This is a genomic window from Nonomuraea sp. NPDC049504, assembly GCF_040676845.1.
GTDB classification, from domain to species: domain Bacteria; phylum Actinomycetota; class Actinomycetes; order Streptosporangiales; family Streptosporangiaceae; genus Nonomuraea; species Nonomuraea salmonea.
The window spans coordinates 117,145-137,866 of sequence record NZ_JBFAPT010000027.1; the positions used below are offsets into that span (position 1 = coordinate 117,145).

Annotated in this window: 22 protein-coding genes and 1 pseudogene; 14 read left to right on the forward strand and 9 right to left on the reverse strand. The window is 72.2% G+C overall.

The window, feature by feature from the left end:
- Nucleotides 1-27 precede the first annotated feature (27 nt).
- From AB0K28_RS39830 to AB0K28_RS39845, 4 genes are read left to right on the forward strand one after another with little or no spacing between them, the layout of a single operon-like run.
- Nucleotides 28-1,191 (forward strand): acetyl-CoA C-acetyltransferase, encoded by a 1,164-nt coding sequence (locus tag AB0K28_RS39830; RefSeq protein WP_364380531.1) that lies wholly within the window; start codon nt 28-30, stop codon nt 1,189-1,191.
- Nucleotides 1,192-1,195: 4 nt separating this feature from the next.
- Nucleotides 1,196-2,560: an alkaline phosphatase D family protein gene (locus AB0K28_RS39835; RefSeq protein WP_364380534.1), complete on the forward strand. Its 1,365-nt coding sequence runs from the start codon at nt 1,196-1,198 to the stop codon at nt 2,558-2,560.
- A gap of 26 nt (nt 2,561-2,586) precedes the next feature.
- The gene (locus tag AB0K28_RS39840; protein WP_364380537.1) at nt 2,587-4,173 is read left to right on the forward strand and encodes a glycoside hydrolase family 3 N-terminal domain-containing protein; all 1,587 of its coding nucleotides are present in this window, start codon (nt 2,587-2,589) and stop codon (nt 4,171-4,173) included.
- A gap of 2 nt (nt 4,174-4,175) precedes the next feature.
- On the forward strand, nt 4,176-4,847 hold the full coding sequence (locus AB0K28_RS39845) for a pentapeptide repeat-containing protein (RefSeq protein ID WP_345398513.1): 672 nt from the start codon (nt 4,176-4,178) through the stop codon (nt 4,845-4,847).
- Between the two features lie 190 nt (nt 4,848-5,037).
- Here AB0K28_RS39845 and AB0K28_RS39850 read toward each other — a convergent pair whose 3' ends face one another.
- From AB0K28_RS39850 to AB0K28_RS39865, 4 genes are read right to left on the reverse strand one after another with little or no spacing between them, the layout of a single operon-like run.
- A complete protein-coding gene (locus AB0K28_RS39850; protein ID WP_364380540.1) occupies nt 5,038-6,060 on the reverse strand; it encodes a nitronate monooxygenase in 1,023 nt (340 codons plus the stop codon).
- Nucleotides 6,057-6,800 carry a CoA-transferase gene (locus AB0K28_RS39855; RefSeq protein WP_364380601.1) on the reverse strand — a complete coding sequence of 248 codons (744 nt, stop codon included), beginning with the start codon at nt 6,798-6,800 and terminating at the stop codon, nt 6,057-6,059. The genes AB0K28_RS39850 and AB0K28_RS39855 overlap by 4 nt, the downstream gene beginning before the upstream one ends.
- A gap of 1 nt (nt 6,801) precedes the next feature.
- Nucleotides 6,802-7,578 carry a CoA-transferase gene (locus AB0K28_RS39860; RefSeq protein ID WP_364380604.1) on the reverse strand — a complete coding sequence of 259 codons (777 nt, stop codon included), beginning with the start codon at nt 7,576-7,578 and terminating at the stop codon, nt 6,802-6,804.
- Between the two features lie 8 nt (nt 7,579-7,586).
- The gene (locus AB0K28_RS39865) at nt 7,587-8,315 is read right to left on the reverse strand and encodes an enoyl-CoA hydratase family protein (RefSeq protein WP_364380543.1); all 729 of its coding nucleotides are present in this window, start codon (nt 8,313-8,315) and stop codon (nt 7,587-7,589) included.
- A gap of 81 nt (nt 8,316-8,396) precedes the next feature.
- On the opposite strand from AB0K28_RS39865, the pseudogene AB0K28_RS39870 reads away from it, so the two are divergent.
- The 3 genes and pseudogenes from AB0K28_RS39870 to AB0K28_RS39880 form a co-directional block, all read left to right on the forward strand.
- A pseudogene (locus AB0K28_RS39870) lies at nt 8,397-8,483 on the forward strand (short-chain dehydrogenase); the annotation flags it as partial.
- A 306-nt stretch (nt 8,484-8,789) separates the two neighbouring features.
- The gene (locus AB0K28_RS39875; RefSeq protein WP_364380607.1) at nt 8,790-9,398 is read left to right on the forward strand and encodes an SDR family oxidoreductase; all 609 of its coding nucleotides are present in this window, start codon (nt 8,790-8,792) and stop codon (nt 9,396-9,398) included.
- A 209-nt stretch (nt 9,399-9,607) separates the two neighbouring features.
- Complete coding sequence (locus AB0K28_RS39880; protein ID WP_364380546.1) at nt 9,608-10,516, forward strand: SDR family oxidoreductase; 909 nt, start codon at nt 9,608-9,610, stop codon at nt 10,514-10,516.
- An 80-nt stretch (nt 10,517-10,596) separates the two neighbouring features.
- Here the strand turns inward: AB0K28_RS39880 and AB0K28_RS39885 are convergent, their stop codons facing one another.
- Complete coding sequence (locus AB0K28_RS39885; RefSeq protein WP_364380549.1) at nt 10,597-11,250, reverse strand: NIPSNAP family protein; 654 nt, start codon at nt 11,248-11,250, stop codon at nt 10,597-10,599.
- 220 nt (nt 11,251-11,470) lie between these two features.
- Between AB0K28_RS39885 and AB0K28_RS39890 the strand changes: the two genes are divergently transcribed.
- From AB0K28_RS39890 to AB0K28_RS39900, 3 genes are all read left to right on the forward strand, one after another.
- Complete coding sequence (locus tag AB0K28_RS39890; RefSeq protein ID WP_345398526.1) at nt 11,471-11,767, forward strand: hypothetical protein; 297 nt, start codon at nt 11,471-11,473, stop codon at nt 11,765-11,767.
- 42 nt (nt 11,768-11,809) lie between these two features.
- Nucleotides 11,810-12,073, forward strand: coding sequence for a hypothetical protein (locus AB0K28_RS39895; RefSeq protein ID WP_364380552.1), 264 nt, complete (start codon nt 11,810-11,812; stop codon nt 12,071-12,073).
- Nucleotides 12,074-12,175: 102 nt separating this feature from the next.
- Nucleotides 12,176-12,985, forward strand: a complete 810-nt coding sequence (locus tag AB0K28_RS39900; RefSeq protein WP_364380555.1) for a hypothetical protein — start codon at nt 12,176-12,178, stop codon at nt 12,983-12,985.
- On the opposite strand, the gene AB0K28_RS39905 is transcribed toward AB0K28_RS39900, so the two are convergent.
- From AB0K28_RS39905 to AB0K28_RS39920, 4 genes are read right to left on the reverse strand one after another with little or no spacing between them, the layout of a single operon-like run.
- Nucleotides 12,982-13,728, reverse strand: coding sequence for an SDR family oxidoreductase (locus AB0K28_RS39905; protein WP_364380558.1), 747 nt, complete (start codon nt 13,726-13,728; stop codon nt 12,982-12,984). The two genes, AB0K28_RS39900 and AB0K28_RS39905, sit on opposite strands and share 4 nt — an antisense overlap.
- 50 nt (nt 13,729-13,778) lie before the next feature.
- On the reverse strand, nt 13,779-14,552 hold the full coding sequence (locus tag AB0K28_RS39910; protein ID WP_345398544.1) for an SDR family oxidoreductase: 774 nt from the start codon (nt 14,550-14,552) through the stop codon (nt 13,779-13,781).
- A 14-nt stretch (nt 14,553-14,566) separates the two neighbouring features.
- The gene (locus AB0K28_RS39915; protein ID WP_364380562.1) at nt 14,567-15,685 is read right to left on the reverse strand and encodes an acyl-CoA dehydrogenase family protein; all 1,119 of its coding nucleotides are present in this window, start codon (nt 15,683-15,685) and stop codon (nt 14,567-14,569) included.
- The gene (locus tag AB0K28_RS39920; protein WP_364380565.1) at nt 15,672-16,313 is read right to left on the reverse strand and encodes a flavin reductase family protein; all 642 of its coding nucleotides are present in this window, start codon (nt 16,311-16,313) and stop codon (nt 15,672-15,674) included. Before AB0K28_RS39920 ends, AB0K28_RS39915 begins: the two co-directional genes overlap by 14 nt.
- Before the next feature lie 139 nt (nt 16,314-16,452).
- Here AB0K28_RS39920 and AB0K28_RS39925 point away from each other — a divergent pair, with 139 nt between their 5' ends.
- The 4 genes from AB0K28_RS39925 to AB0K28_RS39940 all read left to right on the forward strand — a co-directional run bounded on the left by AB0K28_RS39925 (nt 16,453) and on the right by AB0K28_RS39940 (nt 20,520).
- Nucleotides 16,453-17,625, forward strand: a complete 1,173-nt coding sequence (locus tag AB0K28_RS39925; protein ID WP_364380568.1) for an acetyl-CoA acetyltransferase — start codon at nt 16,453-16,455, stop codon at nt 17,623-17,625.
- 52 nt (nt 17,626-17,677) lie between these two features.
- The gene (locus AB0K28_RS39930) at nt 17,678-18,118 is read left to right on the forward strand and encodes a zinc ribbon domain-containing protein (protein ID WP_364380571.1); all 441 of its coding nucleotides are present in this window, start codon (nt 17,678-17,680) and stop codon (nt 18,116-18,118) included.
- An 857-nt stretch (nt 18,119-18,975) separates the two neighbouring features.
- Entirely contained in the window at nt 18,976-19,713 is a 738-nt protein-coding gene (locus AB0K28_RS39935) for a GntR family transcriptional regulator (protein ID WP_345398553.1), read from the forward strand.
- A gap of 204 nt (nt 19,714-19,917) precedes the next feature.
- Complete coding sequence (locus AB0K28_RS39940; RefSeq protein WP_364380574.1) at nt 19,918-20,520, forward strand: GNAT family N-acetyltransferase; 603 nt, start codon at nt 19,918-19,920, stop codon at nt 20,518-20,520.
- The last annotated feature ends 202 nt before the right edge of the window (nt 20,521-20,722 follow it).

Consider the following 20,722-nt stretch of genomic DNA (forward strand, 5'->3'; position numbering starts at 1 on the left):
AGACCAAGCGCTTGCTACGATGCGGAGATGAGCGAGGCGTACATCGTCGGCGCCGTCCGCACCCCGGTCGGGCGCAGGAACGGCGGCCTGTCCGCGGCCCACCCCGCCGACCTCGGGGCCCACGTGCTGAAGGAGCTGATGGCCCGCACGGGCGCCGACCCGGCGGCCGTGGACGACGTGATCCTCGGCTGCGTGGACACGATCGGGCCGCAGGCGGGCGACGTCGCGCGTACCTGCTGGCTGGCGGCCGGCCTGCCGGAGCAGGTGCCCGGGGTCACCGTGGACCGGCAGTGCGGCTCCTCGCAGCAGGCGCTGCACTTCGCCGCCCAGGCCGTGCTGTCCGGCACCGCGGACCTGGTGGTGGCGGGCGGCGTGCAGAACATGTCCATGGTGCCCATCTCCGCCGCCATGCTCGCGGGCCGGCCGTTCGGGCACGAGACGCCGTTCTCGGGCTCCAAGGGCTGGGCCGAGCGGTACGGCACCCGCGAGGTCTCCCAGTTCGCCGGCGCCGAGATGATCGCCGAGCGCTGGGAGCTGTCGCGCGAGGAGATGGAGCGGTACGCGTACGCCTCGCACCGCCGCGCCCTGGACGCCGTCGACGCCGGTCGCTTCCGCCGCGAGATCGCCCCGTACGAGGGCGTCACCACCGACGAGGGCCCGCGCAGGGACACCACCCTGGACAAGATGGCCGCGCTCGAACCCCTGACCGAGGGCGGCCGCCTGACCGCCGCGCTGGCCTCACAGATCTCCGACGGCGCCGCCGCCCTGCTCGTCGCCTCGCCCCGAGCCGTACGCGAGCACGGCCTGACCCCGCGCGCCCGCGTCCACCACCTGTCGGCCCGCGGCGACGACCCGATCATGATGCTGTCGGCCCCCATCCCCGCCACCGCGCACGCGCTGCGCGTCACCGGCATGGAGATCGGCGACTTCGACGTCGTCGAGATCAACGAGGCGTTCGCGTCCGTCGTCCTGGCCTGGATCAAGGAGACCGGCGCCGACCCGGCCCGCGTCAACCCCAACGGCGGCGCCATCGCGCTCGGGCACCCCCTCGGCGCGACCGGCGCGGTGCTGGCCGTCAAGCTGCTGCACGAGCTGGAGCGCGCCGGCGGCAGGTACGGCCTGCAGGTGATGTGCGAGGGCGGGGGACAGGCGAACGTCACCGTCGTCGAACGCCTCGTGGAGTCAGGATGACGACATGGCCGACCCGTTCACGCTGGGCGTCGCCTCCGGCGAGCCGATGCCCGACGGCGTGCTGCTCTGGACCCGATTAGCCGTCGATCCCCTCGCCACCGACCCCGCCCGGCCCGGCGGCATGCCGCCGAGGGCCGTCGAGGTGGACTGGCAGCTCGCCGAGGACGAGCGCTTCACCAGGGGCCTGCGCCAGGGGCGCGTCAACGCGCTGCCGGCGTGGGCGCACAGCGTGCACGTCAGGGTGGCCGGGCTGGCGCCCGGCACCGACTACTTCTACCGGTTCAGGGCCGGCGCCGAGCAGAGCCCCGTGGGCCGCACGAGGACCGCCGACGACCCGGGCTCCACCCGTCCCGTACGCTTCGCGGTCGCCTGCTGCCAGCGCTGGGAGCACGGCTACTACACCGCCTACCGCCACCTCGCCGCCGAGCGGCCGGACGTGATCTTCCACGTCGGCGACTACATCTACGAGTCGCCGCAGTCGGCCGCCGTCGTCCGCGCGCTGGGCCCGCTGCCCGGCGAGGCCGACACCCTGCGCGAGTACCGCCTGCGCTACGCCCGCTACCGCACCGACCCCGACCTGCGGGCCGCCCACGCCGCCGCGCCCTGGGTCCCCACCTGGGACGACCACGAGGTGCTCGACAACTACCGGGGCCGGGGTGACGGGTCCGCGGGGTTCCTGCGCCGGCGGGAGGTGGCCTATCAGGCGTACTACGAGAACCAGCCCATCAGGGTGCGGCCGCAGGGCGGCGGGCTGCAGATGTACCGCAGGCGGACGTACGGGACGGTCGCCGACTTCATGGTGCTCGACACCCGCCAGCACCGGGACGCCACCACCATGCTCGGGGCGGCGCAGGAGGCGTGGCTGCTCGACCGGCTGCGCGGCTCGCCGGTGCGGTGGCGGGTGCTGGTGCAGCCGCTGTTCTTCGCCCGCCGGTTCGTGCCGGGGCCGGCGCCCAATCTGCGTACGGACTCGTGGGACGGCCACCCGGCCGAGCGCGCCCGCATCCTGGCGGCGGGCGCCCCTGGCCTGGTGGTGGTCAGCGGCGACGTGCACAACGCCTGGGCGGGCGAGCTGAAGGCCGACTTCCTCGACCCCGGCTCGGCGACGGTGGGCGCGGAGTTCGTGTGCTCGTCGATCAGCAGCAGGCCGCCCGCCACGGACGGCCCCGCGGTGCTGGCCGCGAACCCGCACCTCGAGTTCTTCGACGGCCGCCGCGGCTACCTGTCGTGCGTCGCTGACCCAGGGGAGCTGCGGGTGGCCTTCCGAGCCGTGGACTTCGTGGACCGCAGGGACGCGCCCGTGCGGACGGTGGCGGAGTTCCGCACCGACGGGAGCGGGTTGACGTCAGAAAATGCCTCTAGCAAATAGGAAACTTTCCTATTAGATTGCGGTGCATGTCCCTCAGCGGTGACCTGCTTCGCCTCGCCGACGCCGTCCTCTTCCCCGGCTTCACCGGCCGCACCTCGCCCGACTGGCTGCGCCGCCGGCTCGGCGCCGGGCTCGCCGGCGTCGCGCTGTTCTCCCGCAACATCGCCGGCCCCGGCCAGCTCGCCCGGCTCACCGCCGAGCTGCGCGCGGAGAACCCCTCGGTGCTCATCGGCACCGACGAGGAGTCGGGCGAGGTCACCAGGCTGGAGGTGGCCACCGGCAGCAGCAGGCCCGGCGGGTACGCGCTCGGCGTCGTGGACGACGTACGGCTCACCGAAGCCCTGGCCCGCGACCTCGGCCACGACCTGGCCAGGGCCGGCATCACCATCGACTTCGCCCCCTCGGCCGACGTCAACTCCAACCCCGACAACCCCGTCATCGGCCTGCGCGCCTTCGGCGCCGACCCGTCCCTGGTCGCCCGGCACACCCGCGCGTTCGTCCGCGGCCTGCAGTCCGCCGGGGTGGCCGCCACCGCCAAGCACTTCCCCGGGCACGGCGACACCACCGTCGACTCCCACCACGGCGTGCCCGTCGTCGCCGAGAGCGGGATCCAGGACGCCCTGCACCCGTTCCGCGAGGCCATCGACGAGGGCGTCAAGGTGATCATGACCGGGCACCTGCTCGTGCCGTCGTACGACGCCGAGCGGCCCGCCACGCTCAGCCCCAAGGTGCTCACCGGGCTGCTGCGCGAGGAGCTCGGGTTCGACGGGCTGATCATCACCGACGGCATCGAGATGGCGGCCGTGTCGGAGGCGTACGGGATCGGCGGCGCTTCTGCCCGAGCCCTGGCCGCCGGGGCCGACGCCATCTGCGTCGGCGGCGAGCACGCCGACGAGGCCACCGCCGACGGCGTCCGCGACGCGATCGCGACCGCCGTCACCACCGGACTGCTGCCCGAGGAGCGGCTGGCCGACGCCGCTCGAAGGGTCCGCGAGCTGGCCGGCTGGGCCGCCTCCTCGGGCAGCCGGGGCCACTCCGACGGCGGGACCGGCCTGGAGGCCCCCCGCCATTCCGACGGCAGGACGGGCCTTGAGGCGGCCCGCCATTCCGACGGCGGGGTCGGCTTGGAGGCGGCTCGCCATTCCGACGGCGGGATCGGCTTGGAGGCGGCTCGCCGTGCCGTCCGCGTCACCCGCCACTCCACCGCGCCCGTGCTGCCCATCGGACCTGCGCCGCACGTCGTCGAGCTGGCCCCCGAGATGAACCTGGCCATCGACAAGGGCACCCCGTGGGGCGTCGGCGAGCCGCTCGCCCGCCTGCGGCCCGGCACCACCGTCACCCGCCTCACCGCCGGCTCGGCCACGGGGGCCGAGCTGGACCGCCTGCTCGTGCTCGCCGCCGACCGCCCGCTGGTCGTGGTCGTCAGGGACGCGCACCGGCACCCCTGGCAGGCCGAGGCGCTGCGGCACCTGCTCGGGGCCCGTCCCGACGCCGTCGTGGTCGAGATGGGGCTGCCCGTACGCTCCGACCTGGGCGACGTGCACATCGCCACGTACGGGTCCGCCAGGGTCTGCGGACAGGCCGCCGCCGAGGTGCTGACTGGTAGCCTCTGACGGTGATCTTCGACGGCGCGGACCTCTCCCACCAGGCGCTGGCCGAGCGGCTCTCCTCCGACGAGGCCCACGTCTTCCGCGAGTGCGACCTCACCGAGGCCGACCTGTGGGGCGCGCCGCTGGCCGGCGCCCGCTTCGAGTCGTGCGTCCTGGAGGGCGCCGACCTCCGCAAGGCCGACCTCGACGGGGCCGTGTTCACCGGCGGGGGCGGGATGCGCATCCGGTTCGCCGACGCCGACCTCATCGACGCCCGCTTCACCGACGTCGACCTGTCCTCCGCGCAGTTCGGCGGGGCGTTGCTGACCGACGCGTCGTTCGCCGGCTGCCGCATGATCGGCGCGATGCTCACCGGCTCGCGCGGCACCGGTTTCACGCTGTCCCGCTGCAACCTGACCCTCGCCAACCTCGGCGGCTGCTCACTGCGCGGCGAGACCATCGAAGGCGTCCGCTTCGACGACGCCGACCTGTCAGGCTGCGACTTCACCGAGGCAACCCTGGTGGATTGCCGCCTCCGAGGCACCCGCCTCCTGAGCACCAAGTTCGCGAAGGCCGACCTGAGAGGCGCCGACCTCGGCGAACCGGACGACACCAAACTCCGCGCCTTCTCCGGCGCCATCATCACCCAGTCGCAGGCCGCCGCCATCCTCGCCGCCCGCGGCATCACCGTCCTCTGAGCAGAGGCCCCGAGAGGAAAGGAGAGCAGAGGGCCCCCTCCTCCTGCGCGGCGAGTCCCCACCCTCCAACAGCCAGCGCCTGGGACCTGTGGCGAAGTGCGGCGAGTCCCCATCCTGCGACGACCAGCGCCTCCCCCCTTCGTCCCAAAGGGACCTGTGCCGAAGTGCGGTGGGTCCTTTTTCGCTTCGGTCACGGGAGACGGGCGAGGGTGGTTTTGGCCTCTGCCATGATGCGTTCGATCAGCTCCTGGCACGACGGCAGGTCGTCCAGCACCGAGACCACCTGCCCCGACGCCATCACCCCCAGGTCCGCCCGCCCCTCGACCATGGCCGCCCGCAGCAGCACCGGCGTGTTGGCGGCCTGGAGCACCTGGGCCCACGTCAGTTCCCGCCCGCGCCGCATCCGCCGCCCCTCGCGCAGCAGCGACCCCCACGACAGCCCCGAGAGCCGCTTGAAGCGCGCCGCGTTGACCACCGCCCGCACGAGCCGCGACCGATCGAGGGAGGCCACGAACGGCGTGTGCAGGACCCGGTGCGGGACCCCGTCCACGTTCCTGGTCACCACGGTCTCCCGGGCCGTCAGGTAGACCCGCTTCACCTCGTCGGGCACCGGCGAGTCGCTGGTCAGCAGGAAGCGGGTGCCCATGGCGATCCCGCAGGCCCCGTACGCGAGCGCCGCCACCAGCCCTCGCCCGTCGAAGAACCCGCCGGCCGCGACGACCGGGATGTCCACCGCGTCCGCCACCTGCGGCAGCAGCAGCGTGGTCGCGAGGGGCCCGGTGTGCCCGCCGCCCTCGCCGCCCTGCACGATGACCGCGTCCGCCCCCCACCCCGCCACCTTCTCGGCGTGCCGCCGCGCCCCCACGGACGGGATGACGACGACCCCGGCGTCCTTGAGCCGGGAGATCAGCTCAGGTCGCGGCGCCAGCGCGAAAGACGCCACCCGCACCCCCTCCCTGACCAGCACCTCCACCCGTTCGGCCGCGTCGTCGGCGTCGGCGCGCAGGTTCACGCCGAAGGGCGCGTCGGTACGCTCCTTCACCCGCCTGATCGCCGCCGTCATCTCGGGCACCGACATGGTGGCCGCCCCGATGACGCCGAGCCCACCGGCTCGCGACGTGGCGGCGGCGAGCCGGGCGCCCGCGACGTACCCCATGCCGGTCTGCACGATGGGGTACCGGCAGCCGACGAGCGAGGTCAGCGCGGTCCTCACACCGGCACCTCGCGGTCGCGCAGCCGGCCGGGGTCGAGGCGGCCGAGCACCCGCAGCTCCTCGGCGGTCGGCTCCCGCGTACGCGGCACGTCCCCGTCGGCCCCGGCCAGCTCGAACCCCGTCGCCGCCACCACGTCGGCCACGCTCACGCCAGGATGCGCCGACACCAGCCGCATCGTCCCGCCAGGGCCGGAGAAGTCGAGGACGGCGAGGTTCGTCACGACGCGGCGCAGCTCGTACGCGCCCCGGTCGGTGCCGATGCCGCTCACCATGTCCACCTCGGGCACGAACACCCGCCGCCCGTGCCGGGGGATCCAATAGCTGGTCGGGTCGCAGCGCGTGTTGCCCGGCGCCCCGCGCACCCCCAGGAGCTGCGCCTTGGGCCGCGCCCAGTCGCCGACGCAGGAGATGTTCGTGTTGCCGTACCGGTCGATCTGGCTCGCGCCGAGCATGACGTGCCGGCGTCCGTTCAGCACCAGCCACAGGTGGTCGCGGAACGGCAGCCACCCTTCCACCACCTCGGGCGCCGCCCCCAGCGCGGGCACGTCGCCGGTGAGCAGGCAGACGCCGTCGCTGGTGAGCAGGTCGGGCTCGAACGTCAGCCGCGCCAGCCGCGCCGCCAGCACCGTGACGGGCCCGCCGATCCCGGCCGCCAGGATCTCCCCGTCACCCCTGAACGCCTCCGCGCACGCCACCACGCACACGTCAGCACGCGTCACGGGCGGGGTCGTGGTCGTCATCTCAGCCGAGCCGCTCACGGTAGTCCTCCCAAGACGTCTCGGCGTACACCCGCTGCTCCGCCTCGTCGCGCCCGTAGTCGGGCTCGCACGAGGTGAACCCCGCACCACCCGGCGCCTCCACCACCCCCGCCACCATCGACCGGCTGATCAGCAACGACTGCACCGGGCCCTCCTTGAGCAGGTCGGCCGGGTCCACCAGCCGCTCGCACGAGACGTAACACCGGGCCGCCGCCTTGGCGTAGAGGTCGTCGAAGTACGGATCGGGCCCCAGGTACTGGGCGTTGCCCCGCGCGTCGGCCCTGTTGAGGTGGACGAAGGCCACGTCCATGGTCAGCGCGGGCACCGCGACCAGCTCCTCCCCGTCCCCGTACGGCGACCGGACCGTCCGCAGCTCCGGGTTGACCCGCAGCACGTCGGAGCCGAGCCCCGCCCGCGTCGGCAGGAACGGCAGCCGGTGCGCCGCCGCCAGCAGGCCGAACATGAACATGCCCTCGTCGTACTCGGTGAACGCGATCTCGCCGCGCTGCCTGGCCCGCCGGAAGTGCGGCTCCAGGGGGATGGTGTCGAGCGTGACGAACGGGGCCACCACCCTGCGCACCTTCCCCGCCGCGCAGAGCATGCCGACGTCGGGGCCGCCGCAGGAGACGATCGTGAGGTCGAGTACGGGGGAGCGGAGCAGGGCCGACACCAGCGCCATGGGCTTGCGCCGTGACCCCCAGCCGCCGATCCCGACCGTCATGCCGCTCTCCACCTGGCCGGCCACGTCGGAGGCCGTCATCACCTTGCTCACGCGAACCGCTCCCGGTGCCGGTCGCCGACGCCCATCAGGTTCAGCTCGAAGGTGAAGCCCTGCTCGAAGCGGTAGCTGCGGTTGACGTCGATCGGGTCGATGCCGTTGAGCGACTCCTTGGCGCGGCGGATCACGTACGGGTCCTTGGCGGCGATCTGCCCGGCCACCTCCATGGCGGCGTCCCGCAGCTTGTCGCGCGGCACCACCTCCAGCACCGACCCGAACGCGTGCAGCTGCGCCGCCGTCGCGTTCCTGCACGTGTAGACCATCGCCCGCATCAGATGGCCGGGCACCAGCCTGGCCAGGTGGGTGGCGGCGCCGAGTGCGCCCCTGTCCACCTCGGGCAGCCCGAAGTAGGCGTCCTCGCCGGCCACCACCACATCCGCGTTGCCCACCAGCCCGATGCCGCCGCCCAGGCAGTGGCCGTGCACGGCGGCGATCACGGGGACGGCGCACTCGTAGACGGCGGCGAAGGCCGCGTGGCAGGCGCGGTTCGCCCCGACCAGGGCGGTGAAGCCGTCGGTGTCGCGCATCTCCTTGATGTCCACCCCGGCGTTGAACCCGCGGCCCTCGGCCCGCAGCACGACCACCCTGGTCGCGGGGTCGTCGCCGGCCGTGCGCAGGGCCCGCGCCAGCTCCTCCCAGTGGCGTACGGCCAGCGCGTTCACCGGCGGCACGTCCACGACCACCTCCGCGACGGGCCCGTCCAGCAGCGAGATCCCCATCCACTCTCCTCCACCTAACGCTTGCTTGGTACGGTAGCACCCGTGACCGTCTCTTACGACTACGCGGGCAAGCACGTCCTGGTGACGGGCGGCACCCGCGGCATCGGCGCCGGCATCGCCAAGGCCTTCCAAACCGCCGGCGCCACCGTCACCATCTGCGCCCGCACCCCACCCCCAGCAAACGACTCGCGACCCCCTCATGCGGATCCGCGACCCCCTCGCGCGGATCCGCAGCCCTCTCACGCGGATCCAGAGGAAGATCCGCGGCCCCTTCGCGCAGATCCGGGGAGAGACCCGAGGCCGCCCCGCGCGGATCCGAGGGGAAGATCGCGGGGTCTTCGCGTGGACCCGGGGGAAGACCCGCGGCCTCCTCGTGCGGGTGCTGGGGGAGGGTCATGGTCTTCTCCCGCACACAAAGGGGAAGATCCGCGGGCGCCTCATGTGGGTCCGGTGGGAGGGTCGCGGGCTCCGTGCGTGGATCTGGGGGGAGAGCTGCCGGCTCCTCGGTTCGTACGGGCCGACGTGCGGGTGCCTGAGGACGTGGAACGGCTGATCTCCGGGTTCGAGCGGCTCGACGTGGTGGTCAACAACGCCGGAGGGTCGCCGCCCGCGCCGCTCGTAGGCACCTCGCCGCGCCTGCACGCCAAGGTCATCGAGCTCAACCTGACGGCCCCGCTGCTGGTGGCGCAGCGCGCGTACCCGCTGCTCGCCGCCGTGGGCGGGGCCGTCGTGATGATCGGCAGCGCCAGCGGGGCCAGGCCGTCGCCGGGCACCGCCGCGTACGGCGCCGCCAAGGCCGGGCTGCACCACCTGGCCCGCTGCCTGGCCGCGGAATGGGCGCCCCACGTCCGCGTGAACACGGTCGTCGTCGGCCTGGCCGCCACCCCCGACGCGGCGGCCCACTACGGCGGCCACGACGTGGACGCCTCCGCGATCCCGGCCGGCCGCCCGGCCACCCCCGAGGACGTCGCCGCCGCCTGCCTATGGCTGGCCGCCCCGGGCTACGTGACCGGCGCAGAAGTCCGCGTGGACGGCGGCGGCGAAGTCCCCGCCTGGCACCTCCTCACCACCGCCCCACCTTGACCGCCTACTTCGAAGGGCGCTCACACCCCGCCTATGGGAAGCCGCCCGGGGGGCGCTGCCTCCGCGCCTATGGGAAGCCGCCCGCGGGCGCTCGCTCCGCGCCTGTGGGGAGTCGCGTGGGGTGGCGCCTACCCCCTGCCTTGCTCTCGGAGGGTGGTTTCTGGGGGCGTTTGCTGGTATTTGTGCTTGATCCTTCTTGGGAGGTCTGCGTGGGTATCTGTGCCAGGCGCGTGGTGGTCGTGACGGGTGCCGGTCGGGGCATCGGAAGGGAGCACGCGCTGGAGTTCGCCCGGCAGGGCGCTCGCGTCGTGGTGAACGATCTCGGCACCGGGCCCGGCGGCGAGGGCGGCTCGGCGGGGCCCGCCCTGGCGGTGGCGGAGGAGATCCGCGACCTCGGCGGGCAGGCGGTGCCCAGCAACGAGGACGTCGCCGACTGGGACGGCGCGGCGCGGCTGGTCAAGACCGCCGTCAGCGCGTACGGGCGGCTGGACGTGCTGGTCAACAACGCCGGCTTCGTACGGGACAGGATGCTGGTCTCGATGACCGAGCAGGAGTGGGACGACGTCGTACGCGTCCACCTCAAGGGGCACGCGGCGCCGTTGCGGCATGCGGCGGCTTACTGGCGGGAGCGGGCCAAGGCGGGCGACCGGGTCAGCGGCCGGGTGATCAACACCTCGTCGGGCGCGGGCCTGATGGGCAGCGTGGGGCAGGGCAACTACGCGGCGGCCAAGGCGGGCATCGCCGCGCTGACCCTGGTGGCCGCCGCCGAGCTGGCGCGGTACGGGGTGACGGTCAACGCGATCGCGCCCGCCGCGCGTACCAGGATGACCGAGCAGGTGTTCGCGGAGTCCATGGCCCGCCCCGTGTCCGGCTTCGACCCCATGGACCCCGCGAACGTCTCCCCGCTGGTCGTCTGGCTCGGCTCGGAGGAGTCGGCGCACGTGACGGGCCGGGTGTTCGAGGTGGAGGGCGGGACGATCGCGCTGGCGACGGGCTGGCGTCACGGCCCGAAGGTGGACCGCGACGCCCGCTGGGACCCGGCGGACGTCGGCCCGGTAGTCACCGACCTCCTGACCACGGCCCCACCTCCAGAACCCGTCTACGGCCAACCAATCTGATTCGCCCGCCTCCCGGCCAGCGCCCGGCCCCCCGACCAGCGCCCGGGCCCCCGGCCGGGAGGCCCGATCGGCCCTCCACGTCAGCGCATGGTTGAGCGGGCCGTTGGGTGGAGTTTGAGGCGGAGTGAAGGGGCGGTGAGGTGGGGGGTGATCATCGGGAGGTCCACCTCCTGCTCCTTCTCCGGGCTGTCGAAGCGGGCGAACCACACGAACACGTTCACTCCGGTCCGTACGGGCAGCCGCGGGTAGGTGTTCTCGGCGTGCTCGCTCTCGAAGCACGCGACGACGGGCACCCCCGCCTCGGCCAGCACGGGTGCGACCTCGCGAGCGAAGATCCCGGCGAAGCCGGCCCCGACGTGGTGGACGGTGGCGACGTACAGGGCGGGCGGCAGGCCGGTGGCGCCGGCGGGCGGGCGCTCGGACAGGGGCGGCTCGGGCCCGACGGGCCGCAGCAGCAGCACGTCGTCGGAGTCGTCGAGGGTGGCGTTGGCGGCGTCGCGGTGGGCCTGCCACACCGGCCCGCCGTAGAAGGTTTCGAGCGAGGCGCGCCGCTCCTCCATGGAGGGAAAGGCCCGCAACCAGGGGAACGTGTCCGGCTCCCCGGCCTCGCGGAAGGAGCCGGGCACCCGCATGCCCGCCGCCTCCTGTCCTTCGATGAACTCCCGCTCGAACAGCGAGATCAGGGTGTCGCGCCGTCCCGGGCGCATGCGGTAGCGCCGCAGTTCGTAGATCATGCGCGGACGGTAAGCCCGGGTCACTGACACCCCTTGTCAGCGTAATCTCCGAACAATGTTCTGATCACTCCTAGCTACCATTCGACCACGCATGGTTATATGCTCGCACTGACCTTGATCCCCTGAGGTCAAGGAAGCCCCAACGGGGCCGGCGGCGCCCTTCGGGCCCGGTGGCCGCCGTCCCCGGCGGGCTTCCCCCTCGGATGGCGAAGGAGCAGATGTGATCAGAAGGGTGTGGACCGTCGCGGCCGTGCTCGCAACGGCCGTCGGCGGAGCGCTACTCGCAACCCCCGCTCACGCTGACGACGACTGGGCCCGGTGGGCAGGCCCCTGGGCGGGTGGCAACTGGGCCGTCAACCGGAGTGCCAACACCGACTCGGCCCAGTCGGGAAACGCCTTCGGAGACGTCCTCGCCGGCAACGACGGCGACGGGCTCTCGACCAACGTCAACAACATCAACGGCATCGCCCCGACCGCGACCAACGGCGGGATCACGGTGACCTACATCTTCTACTGACCGGCTGACGTCCGAGAAAACAGCACCTCGAAAGGACACATCATGATGAAGAAGCTCTGCGTGACCGGTGTCATCGCCGCCACCGCCGCCGGCGTCACCCTGCTGTCGGCCCCCGCCTACGCCGACACCAACGCGGGCAACTCCAGCCGTAACGCCAGCTCCTCGCAGTCGGGCAACAACTTCGGCAACGTCGTCAACGTCAACGTCAGCGGCGGTCGTGGCGCCACCAGCTTCAACAACGTCAACGGCAACGCCGTGACGGGCACCAACGGCAGCGACGTCGTCGTGGACGACGTGGTCGACTAGCACAGCCAGGGCCGCGCCGCGCGACCGCCGGACCGCGGCGCGGCCCGACCGCAGCGAGCCGGGCCGGAAATAGCCCGGCTCGCGGCGTATTAGCATCCCTGCGTGACTATCTGTGCTTATGCCACGTTTGACGGGCCCGATGACGAGCTCGCCCCGATGCTGGCGGCCTGGCGGGAGGCCGGCATCGAGGGGCGCGCCGAGCGCTGGGACGACCCTGACGCCGACTGGAGCGCCTACGACGCCGTGGTGGTCCGCAGCGTCTGGGACTACGTGGACAGGCGCGAGGAGTTCGTCGGGTGGGCGCGGCGCGTGGCCTCGGTCACGCGGCTGCTCAATCCGTACCCCGTGATCGACGCCAACACCGACAAGACCTACCTGCGTGAGCTGGGCGTGCCGATCGTGCCCACGCACTGGTCGTCGCGAGAGCTGCCCCACTGGCCGGAATACGTCGTCAAGCCGGCCGTCTCCGCCGGCGCCCGCGACACCACCAGGACCACCGACCGCGCCGAGGCCGCCCGGCTGGCCGCGGCGCTGGAGGCCGCGGGGCGCACGCCGATGGTCCAGCCCTACCTCGACATGGTCGAGTCGGAGGGCGAGACCTCCCTGCTCTACTTCAACCGCCGTTTCAGCCACGCCGTACGCCGCAGCCCCATGCTCGCCCCCGGTGCCACCACCGAGGACAACGAGCGGGCCGAGCTGCGCACACCAGCCCCGGACCAGGTCGAACTCGCCGAGAAGGTGCTCACCGCCGTACCCCATGACCTTCTCTATGCCAGGATCGACCTGGTCCGGCTACCCGGCGGCGAGCCGGTGCTGATCGAGCTGGAGCTGACCGAGCCGTACTTCTTCCTCAACCTCGACCCCGCCGCTCCGGCGCGGTTCGCGGCGGCGCTGCGCGAGCTGCTGGGCTAGCAGGTGATGCCGCCGTCCACGGGGATGACCGCCCCCGTGAGGTAGGCCCCCGCCCGCGACGACAGGTAGATGGCCGCGCCCGCCATGTCGTCGGGCCGGCCGATGCGCCCGAGCGGCACGCTCTGCGCGACGGCCTCGCGGGTGCCGGGGTCGTCGAGCGCGAACGCCATCATCTTCGAGTCGAAGGGCCCGGGGGCGATGGCGTTCACCGTGATGTGCTCCTTGGCCAGGCGCTGGGCGAGGTGGCGGGTCAGCATGTGGACGGCCGACTTGGTCGAGGAGTAGGCGTAGCTCTCCAGCGCCGGCACCCTGATGCCGTCCACCGAGCCCACGTTGATCACCCGCGCGGGGTCGTCGGCGCCGGCCGCCTGCCGCAGCTGCGGCAGGAACTTCTGCGTCAGGTAGAAGACGCCCTTGACGTTGATGTTCCAGAGCTTGTCGAAGGCGTGCTCGGGGAACTCCTCCAGCGGCGCGCCCCAGGTGGCGCCGGCGTTGTTCACCAGCACGTGCAGCGGCCCCGCCACGGCCGACACCAGGCGGTCGATCCCGTCGGGCGTGGACAGGTCGGCGGGCACCGCCCGGCAGCCCAGCTCGGCGGCCGTCTTCTCGACCTCGGCCGTCTTGCGGGCGGAGATGTACACGTCCGCGCCGGCGGCCACGAACCCGGCCGCGATCATGCGCCCGATGCCGCGCGAGCCGCCCGTGACGACGACGGTCTTGCCTTCAACGGAGAACAGAGTCATGTTCTGGGAGCATGCCATACCAACTGGTCGGTCGCCAGGCGTCGCGCCGGTCAGGGATGCTGCGAGGAGACCGAGACCACCTCGCCGGTCATGTACGAGGAATAGTCGCTGGCCAGGAAGACGATCACGTTCGCGACCTCCCACGGCTCCGCCGACCGCCCGAACGCCTCCTTGGCCGCCAGCTCCGCCAGCAGCTCCTCGCTCGTCACCTTCGCGAGGAACGGGTGCACCGCCAGCGACGGCGCCACGGCGTTGACCCGGATCCCGTGCTCGGCGGCCTCCAAAGCGACGCACCTGGTCAGCGCCATGACCCCGGCCTTGGCCGCCGCGTAGTGCGCCTGCCCGCGCTGGGCCCGCCAGCCGACCACGGAGGCGTTGTTGACGATGACGCCGCCGCCCTGCGGGATCATGTGCCGCAGAGCCGCCCTGGTGCAGCGCATGGTGCCGGTCAAGGTGACGTCGATGACGGCGTGCCACTCCTCGTCGGTCATGTCGGCGAGCGGGGCCGTACCGCCGAGTCCGGCGTTGTTGACCACCACGTCCAGCCGCCCGTGCGCCTCCACCACCGCGTCGAACAGCGCGAGCACCTGCGCCTCCGAGGTCACGTCGCACGGCACGGCCAGCGGCTTGACGCCGGTCAGCTCGGTCAGCGCCTCGGCGGCGGCGGCCAGGCGGCGCTCGTGCCGGTCCGACAGCACGATCGTGGCGCCCTCCTCGGCGCAGCGCCGGGCCGTTGCGTAGCCGATGCCCGCGCCCGCGGCGGCGGTGACCAGCGTGACCCGGCCGTCGAGCAGGCCGTGCGCTCTGGGGTAGGACGTGGGCATGGGTGCGGCTCCGTTCAGCGGGGGAGCTTCAGCGTGCGCTCGGCGATGATGGTGCGCTGGATCTCGCTCGAACCGGCATAGATCGTGTCGGCCCTGCTGAACAGGTAGAGGCGCTGCAGCGCGTCGAGCTCTCCTACCAGCCCCGCCCGCCCCTGTACGGCCTGCGCCAGCTCGCCCAGCCTGCGGTGCCACTCCGACCAGTAGAGCTTGGCGATCGACGCCTCGGGGCCCGGCCGGTCGGAGCGGAGCATCCTGAGCGCGTTGAGCCGCATGATCTCCAGCTCCAGCCACGACCGGACGAGCCGGTCGCGCAGCACGGGGTCGCCGGCCGCCCCGGTGCGCTTCGCCGTCTCGATGACCCGCCGCAGCTCCCGGCGGAAGCCGATCTGCTGGCCGAGGGTGGAGGCGCCGCGCTCGTGCCCGAGCGTGGCCATCGCCACCCGCCAGCCGTCGCCGGGCGCGCCGAGCAGGTTCCCCGCCGCCGTGCGGGCGCCGTCGAAGAACACCTCGTTGAACTCCGAGGTGCCGGTGAGCTGCACGATCGGCCGTACCTCGACTCCCGGCCGCTTCATGGGGACCAGCAGGTACGACAGCCCGCGATGCCGCTGCGAGCCCTCCTCCGTCCTGCACAGCGCGAAGCACCAGTCGGCCACGTGCGCCAGCGACGTCCAGACCTTCTGCCCGGTGATCACCCACTCGCCGCCTTCGAGGCGGGCCCTGGTGCGGATGTTCGCCAGGTCGGAGCCGGCGTCGGGCTCGGAGTAGCCCTGGCACCACAGCTCGTCGCCGCGCTGGATCGGCGGCAGGAAGCGCTCCTTCTGCTCCTCGGTGCCGAACTCCAGGATGGTCGGGCCGATCAGGCCCTCGCCGATGTGGCCGACCCGGGCGGGGGCGTCGGCCCTGGCGTACTCCTCGTGGAAGGCGACCTGGTCCTCCAGCGAGGCGGCGCGGCCGCCGTACCGTTCGGGCCAGGCCAGGCACGTCCAGCCGTGCTTGCCGAGGTGGCGCTCCCACGCCTGGCGCAGCTCGTGGCCCTCGTGCTCGCGACCGGGGCCGCCGAGCCCGCGCGCGTGGGCGAACGGGCCGCTCAGGCTCTCCTCCAGAAAGGCCCGCGCCTCCTCACGCAGGCTCAACGAACCCCCCGACGAATCCGCCGTAGCCGCCGCGGAAGAACACCAGCGGGCCGCCGTCGGCGTGCGTGTCGAGCTGGAGCACCCGCGCCACCACGATCACGTGGTCGCCGGCCGGATGTTCGGCCTCGACCGCGCAGTCCAGCCAGGCCAGCGCGCCGTCGAGCACGGGGTTGCCGCCGGGGGAGCCGGTCCACGCCAGCCCGGCGAACTTGTCGCCGCCCTTGGCCGCCATCTGCACGCAGACGGCCTGCTGGGTCTCGGCCAGCACGTTGACGGTGACGACCTTGGCTCCGCGCACCTTCGGCCAGCTCGTGCTGGTGTGGCCCACGCAGAAGGCGATGAGGGGCGGGTCGAGCGAGACGGAGGTGAAGGAGTTGGCGGCCAGTCCGTACGGCCGGCCGTCCACCGGATCGACGGCGGTGATCGCCACCACCCCGGTCGCGAACCTGCCCAGCACCTGCCGGAAACGGCGGCTGTCCAGCCGGCCGCTCTGGCCGTTCTGACCGCTTTGGACAGGCTGGGCTGGGCCCGTGGCCATGGCGGCTCCGTTGCGAATCCTGCGCTGATGGGGCGTGGGAAGGCCGCGGCAGCCGTCCGGTGCGATGAGCCGGGCAGCGTGTGTGCTCATGGGTGGGCCTCCTCGTCCGCCTGTGCGCTCAATCTTACCAAGCGCTTGCTTGGACGCTAGGGGGAAGCCGAAACGGCTGTCAAGTCGTACCCTCCGACCTGCGTTGACAGCGGCGAGAGCGGCTGCCTACGGTGCCATTGTGCCCAAGCGCTTGCTTGAATTCCGCGACCGCACCGCGGTCGCGGGCGTCGGCTGGACCCCCTTCTCCAAGGACTCGGGAGTCAGCACGCTCACCCTGGCCTGCCGTGCCGTGCTCGCCGCCCTGGAGGACGCCGGGCTGCCGCCCGACGCCGTGGACGGCCTGGCCACCCACCGCGTCGGCGACTCCGTCCCGCCCGCGCTCGTCGCGCCCGCGCTCGGCCTGACCGGCGTCACCTGGCACCTCGACCAGTTCGGCGGCGGCAGCGTCTCGCACGCCGTCGTCGGCCAGGCCGCGCTCGCCGTGGCCACGGGGATGGCCGAGACCGTCGTCTGCTACCGCGCCATCAACGCCCGCTCCGAGTTCCGCATGGGCGGCACAGGACGCGCCCTGCCGGTCAGCCCCGAGGTGCAGTACCAGGCCCCATACGGCTACGTCGCCCCGCCCCAGCAGTACGCCATGTACGCCCGCGCCCACATGATCCGCTACGGCACCACCGCCGAGCACTTCGGCCACCTGGCCGTCACCCAGCGCGCCCACGCCGCCGCCAACCCGCGCGCCCTCATGCGCACCCCCATCACTTTGGACGACTACCTGGCCAGTCGGTGGATCGCCGAGCCGTTCCGGCTGCTGGACTGCTGCCTGGAGACCGACGGGGCGTGCGCCGTCGTCGTCACCACGGCCGAACGCGCCCGCGCGCTGCGCCGCCCGCCCGTCCTCATCTCGGCGGCGGCCTGGGGCGGCGGTACCTCGCACCTGTCGGGCGGCGCCGCCGACCCCACGGTGACGGCCGCCGCCGAGCTGGCGCCCCGCCTGTACGCCCAGGCCGGCCTCGGGCCCGCCGACATCGACGTGGCCGAGCTGTACGACTGCTTCACGTACTCGGTGATCGTGCAGCTGGAGGACTACGGCTTCTGCCCCAAGGGCGAGGGCGGCCCGTACGTGGCCTCCGGCGCCACCGCGCTCGGCGGCCCGCTGCCGGTCAACACGCACGGCGGCTTCCTGTCGGAGGGATACGTGCACGGCATCAACCACATCGCCGAGGCGGTCTCCCAGCTGCGCGGCGAGGCGGGGGAGCGGCAGGTGGCCGGGGCCGAGGTGGCGCTCTCGACGGCGCAGCCCGGCTACGTCCTGCCCGCCACCTCGGCCCTGATCCTGAGGAGCGACCGATGACCGGCTTTCGCGAGGAGCCTTCGCTGACCGGCCACCTCTGGAGGAGCGACCGATGACCGGCTACCTGCCCCAGCCCGACCGCGACTCGGCGCCCTGGTGGGAGCGGCTGGCGGAGCGGCGGTTCGCGGTGCAGGAGTGCTGCTCCTGTGGCGCGCTCCGGTTCCCGCCGCGCGCGTTCTGCGCGGCCTGCCGTACGGAGGAGTGGCGCTGGCGGGAGGTGGCGCCCGAGGGGACGGTGGAGAGCTGGATCGTCAGCCGTCAACCCTTCGTGCCGGGAAGACGCGATCCATACCTAGTGGTAATGGTCCGGCTGGCGGCGGTGCCGGGCTGCCTCGTGTACGGGAACTGGCGGGCGCCGCGGCCACCGGTGCCCTGGGAGCCGGTGACGGGAGAATATGTCGAGGTCGCGGCGGGGGTGACGCTGCTGAACTGGGCGCCGGCCGGCGACGGGAGCGAACCTGGGACGGGCGCCGCTGCGGGGACGGCGCCGTAAATCCTCCCGGTTTCTGACCTTGAGCCGGAAATTGGATTGGTACCCGTAAATCCCACCAGTCCCACCATCACGAAAGGTGTCCCCACGTTCGGCCCTGAGGGTTGATGATGAGGCAGTAGGCGTCGTCGACGCGGACGGCGCGGACTTGGGGCAGACGTGAGCGTTGCGTACGCGAAGGCTCGCGTGACCGCGAGGAGGTCACGCGGTGCTCGCATGTCCGCCCGCGCACCGCCCCCCGCACATGGAAAGGCCCCCATCGGGAGATGGAGGCGTCGGTTCTGCCGGTCCCCTCGGAGGAAAGCGCGCCCTGGCGGGCGTGGGGGACCCGCCAGGACGCGCTTCCTGCCCCGTGTGCGACGATCCAGGACTCCGGCGAGGGATGGAGTCCTAAACCGTTGATCCGCACACGGAGTCGATGGGGGAGCGCGAAGGCTCCAGCTGCCGGATACGTGCGATGCGTCGAACTGCTCCGACCGGGTCATCGATGGAATGCGCGACGGGGGCGCCAACCTCCTCGTTGCGGACTAAGGATCCGTCGGCGCATCTCGCAGTCAGCTCAGCCGACACCGTGTGCGCGGGCGTGCCGCCGCCCATGCTCTGGTAGGTGTGGGTTGACCGCAGGCGGAGCGACGCGTAACGCAGTGAACGCGTTGCTTCGCGAGGGTCCTGCCAGGGCAGGTATGGCGTACCCGCGCGGACCGGCAACACTGGCCTTCACCCCCTCACCGGCCTTTAGATGGATTTGTACCAACGAATGGATGATGGGCCGGTCAAGGGGGTTCGGTCAAGGGGTTGTGGCCTGCTAGAACCAGATCGTCTAAATTGTTGGAACAAAAGGGGTGAAAGTGGCAAGGTCGGTGCTGTATCAGCAGGTGGCTTCGGAGTTGCGTCGAGCCATCTACTCGGGTGTCCTCGGCCCCGGGGCACAGCTGCCGACCGAGGCGCAGCTCATGGAAGACCATGGGGTGAGCAGGAACACCGTGCGACTGGCCCTCGGCGAACTCGTCAACGAGGGGCTCGTCACGCGCACGCCGCGGCGCGGCACGGTGGTCCGAGACCGGCGCCCGTTACTGATCTATCCGCAGCGGGAGCTGGAGCCACAACCCACCGGGGAACTTCGCGAGGCCTTCGCCTACGCCGTCGCGCAGGAGGGCCGGGCGCCCAGCCAGTACATCGAGGTCCTGACGGTGTCTCCGGTCGAGGAGATCGCCAGCAGGCTCGAGCTGGCCGATGGGGAGCTGGCGGTGGTGAGACGCCGTCTGCGGTTCGTGGACGGACAGCCGTACAACACCAACGACTCCTACTTTCCCCGTGATCTAGTCGCAGATTCCGAGATCGCCAGGCCCGGTGACATCGCGCGAGGGGCGAACCGGGTGCTGGAGGAGCTGGGCCATGCGCAGGTGCGCGTCGTCGACGACATCTGGGCGCGTATGCCTAACCAAGAGGAGGCAGAGCGGCTCCAGCTCGAACTCGGTACACCAGTCATGGTGTACGTCAGAGTGGGGTACGACCGGGCTGACATGCCTGTGCGTGTCGCCGTGTCGGTTTTGCCAGCCGACAAACATCTGATCAGATACGAGCTTGATCGCCGCTGAGAGCTCGTGGGTGAAGGGGTGATCCCGCCGGCCGGGCGCAGCGAGAATTAGCCGCCTCGCTGGCCATGGGGAGTCGTGCATACTCCCCTAAATCGCCATTTATCCATATACATCGGGTATATGGCCCCATTTCGCCCCAGCGCACCATTGCGCCATTACGCATCGTGCCGCTGCGGCCACCCACGGCATCGAAGGGTTTGTATTATGCACACCACCACCCTCCTGCACCCGCTCTCCCTGCGCAGAGCGGAACCCGCGGACCTTCCCGGCATACTCACGCTGCTCGCCGACACCGCCGAGTGGCTCTACATGCGGGGAGTGCGGCAGTGGCCGCGGGGAGGGTTCGGCCCCGAGCGGATCGAGCCGCTCATCGCCGAACGCGTGCTCTTCCTGCTCGATGACGAGCTCAGGTATCTCGACCCCGACGAATCGGCCCCGCCTGTGGCCACCATAGCCCTTGACGACCACGCCGACCCCGAGTTCTGGCAACCCGCCGACGACCCGGGGGCCGCGCTCTACATCCACAAGCTGGCCGTCGCCCGTCCCTGGTCCGGCTCCGGCCTCGGGGACGCCCTGCTGGACTGGGCCTGCTCCATGGCGTACGCGTCCGGCCTGCCCTGGCTGCGGCTCGACTGCGCCAAGAGCAACCCGCAGCTGCAGGACTACTACCGCAGCCGCGGCTTCCGCCACGTCCGCACGGTGGATCTGCCCCATCGGTCGTCGGGCGCGCTCTTCGAGCGCCCGTCGGAGGACGTGCCGGCCACGGCCTTCCGTGACCTCACGATGGCGGAGCTGATCAGCGCCTGACCCACCGCCGGCCCCGGTCCCACCCCCCGCCGGGGTCCATGCGGAACGTCACATTCCGTACAGAAATGACAGCAAAAGTCGATCTTGTCGGGTTAGCGGTCGGCTAGTTACGCTTTGCCCGGTTCAGTCAGGGCTCCAGAGCCGCACGAGTCAGGCACGCGCCTGCCGGTGGGGTGGAGCGACGTCCGACGCCCTGGTCAGG

Bases quoted from the DNA above. Each gene is read 5' to 3' on its own strand.
- AB0K28_RS39830 (WP_364380531.1), top strand. From the start codon at position 28: ATGAGCGAGGCGTACATCGTCGGCGCCGTCCGCACCCCGGTCGGGCGC.
- AB0K28_RS39835 (WP_364380534.1), top strand. From the start codon at position 1,196: ATGGCCGACCCGTTCACGCTGGGCGTCGCCTCCGGCGAGCCGATGCCC.
- AB0K28_RS39840 (WP_364380537.1), top strand. From the start codon at position 2,587: ATGTCCCTCAGCGGTGACCTGCTTCGCCTCGCCGACGCCGTCCTCTTC.
- AB0K28_RS39855 (WP_364380601.1), bottom strand. From the start codon at position 6,800: ATGACGACCACGACCCCGCCCGTGACGCGTGCTGACGTGTGCGTGGTG.
- AB0K28_RS39860 (WP_364380604.1), bottom strand. From the start codon at position 7,578: ATGACGGCCTCCGACGTGGCCGGCCAGGTGGAGAGCGGCATGACGGTC.
- AB0K28_RS39865 (WP_364380543.1), bottom strand. From the start codon at position 8,315: ATGGGGATCTCGCTGCTGGACGGGCCCGTCGCGGAGGTGGTCGTGGAC.
- AB0K28_RS39885 (WP_364380549.1), bottom strand. From the start codon at position 11,250: ATGATCTACGAACTGCGGCGCTACCGCATGCGCCCGGGACGGCGCGAC.
- AB0K28_RS39895 (WP_364380552.1), top strand. From the start codon at position 11,810: ATGATGAAGAAGCTCTGCGTGACCGGTGTCATCGCCGCCACCGCCGCC.
- AB0K28_RS39905 (WP_364380558.1), bottom strand. From the start codon at position 13,728: ATGACTCTGTTCTCCGTTGAAGGCAAGACCGTCGTCGTCACGGGCGGC.
- AB0K28_RS39910 (WP_345398544.1), bottom strand. From the start codon at position 14,552: ATGCCCACGTCCTACCCCAGAGCGCACGGCCTGCTCGACGGCCGGGTC.
- AB0K28_RS39920 (WP_364380565.1), bottom strand. From the start codon at position 16,313: ATGAGCACACACGCTGCCCGGCTCATCGCACCGGACGGCTGCCGCGGC.
- AB0K28_RS39930 (WP_364380571.1), top strand. From the start codon at position 17,678: ATGACCGGCTACCTGCCCCAGCCCGACCGCGACTCGGCGCCCTGGTGG.
- AB0K28_RS39940 (WP_364380574.1), top strand. From the start codon at position 19,918: ATGCACACCACCACCCTCCTGCACCCGCTCTCCCTGCGCAGAGCGGAA.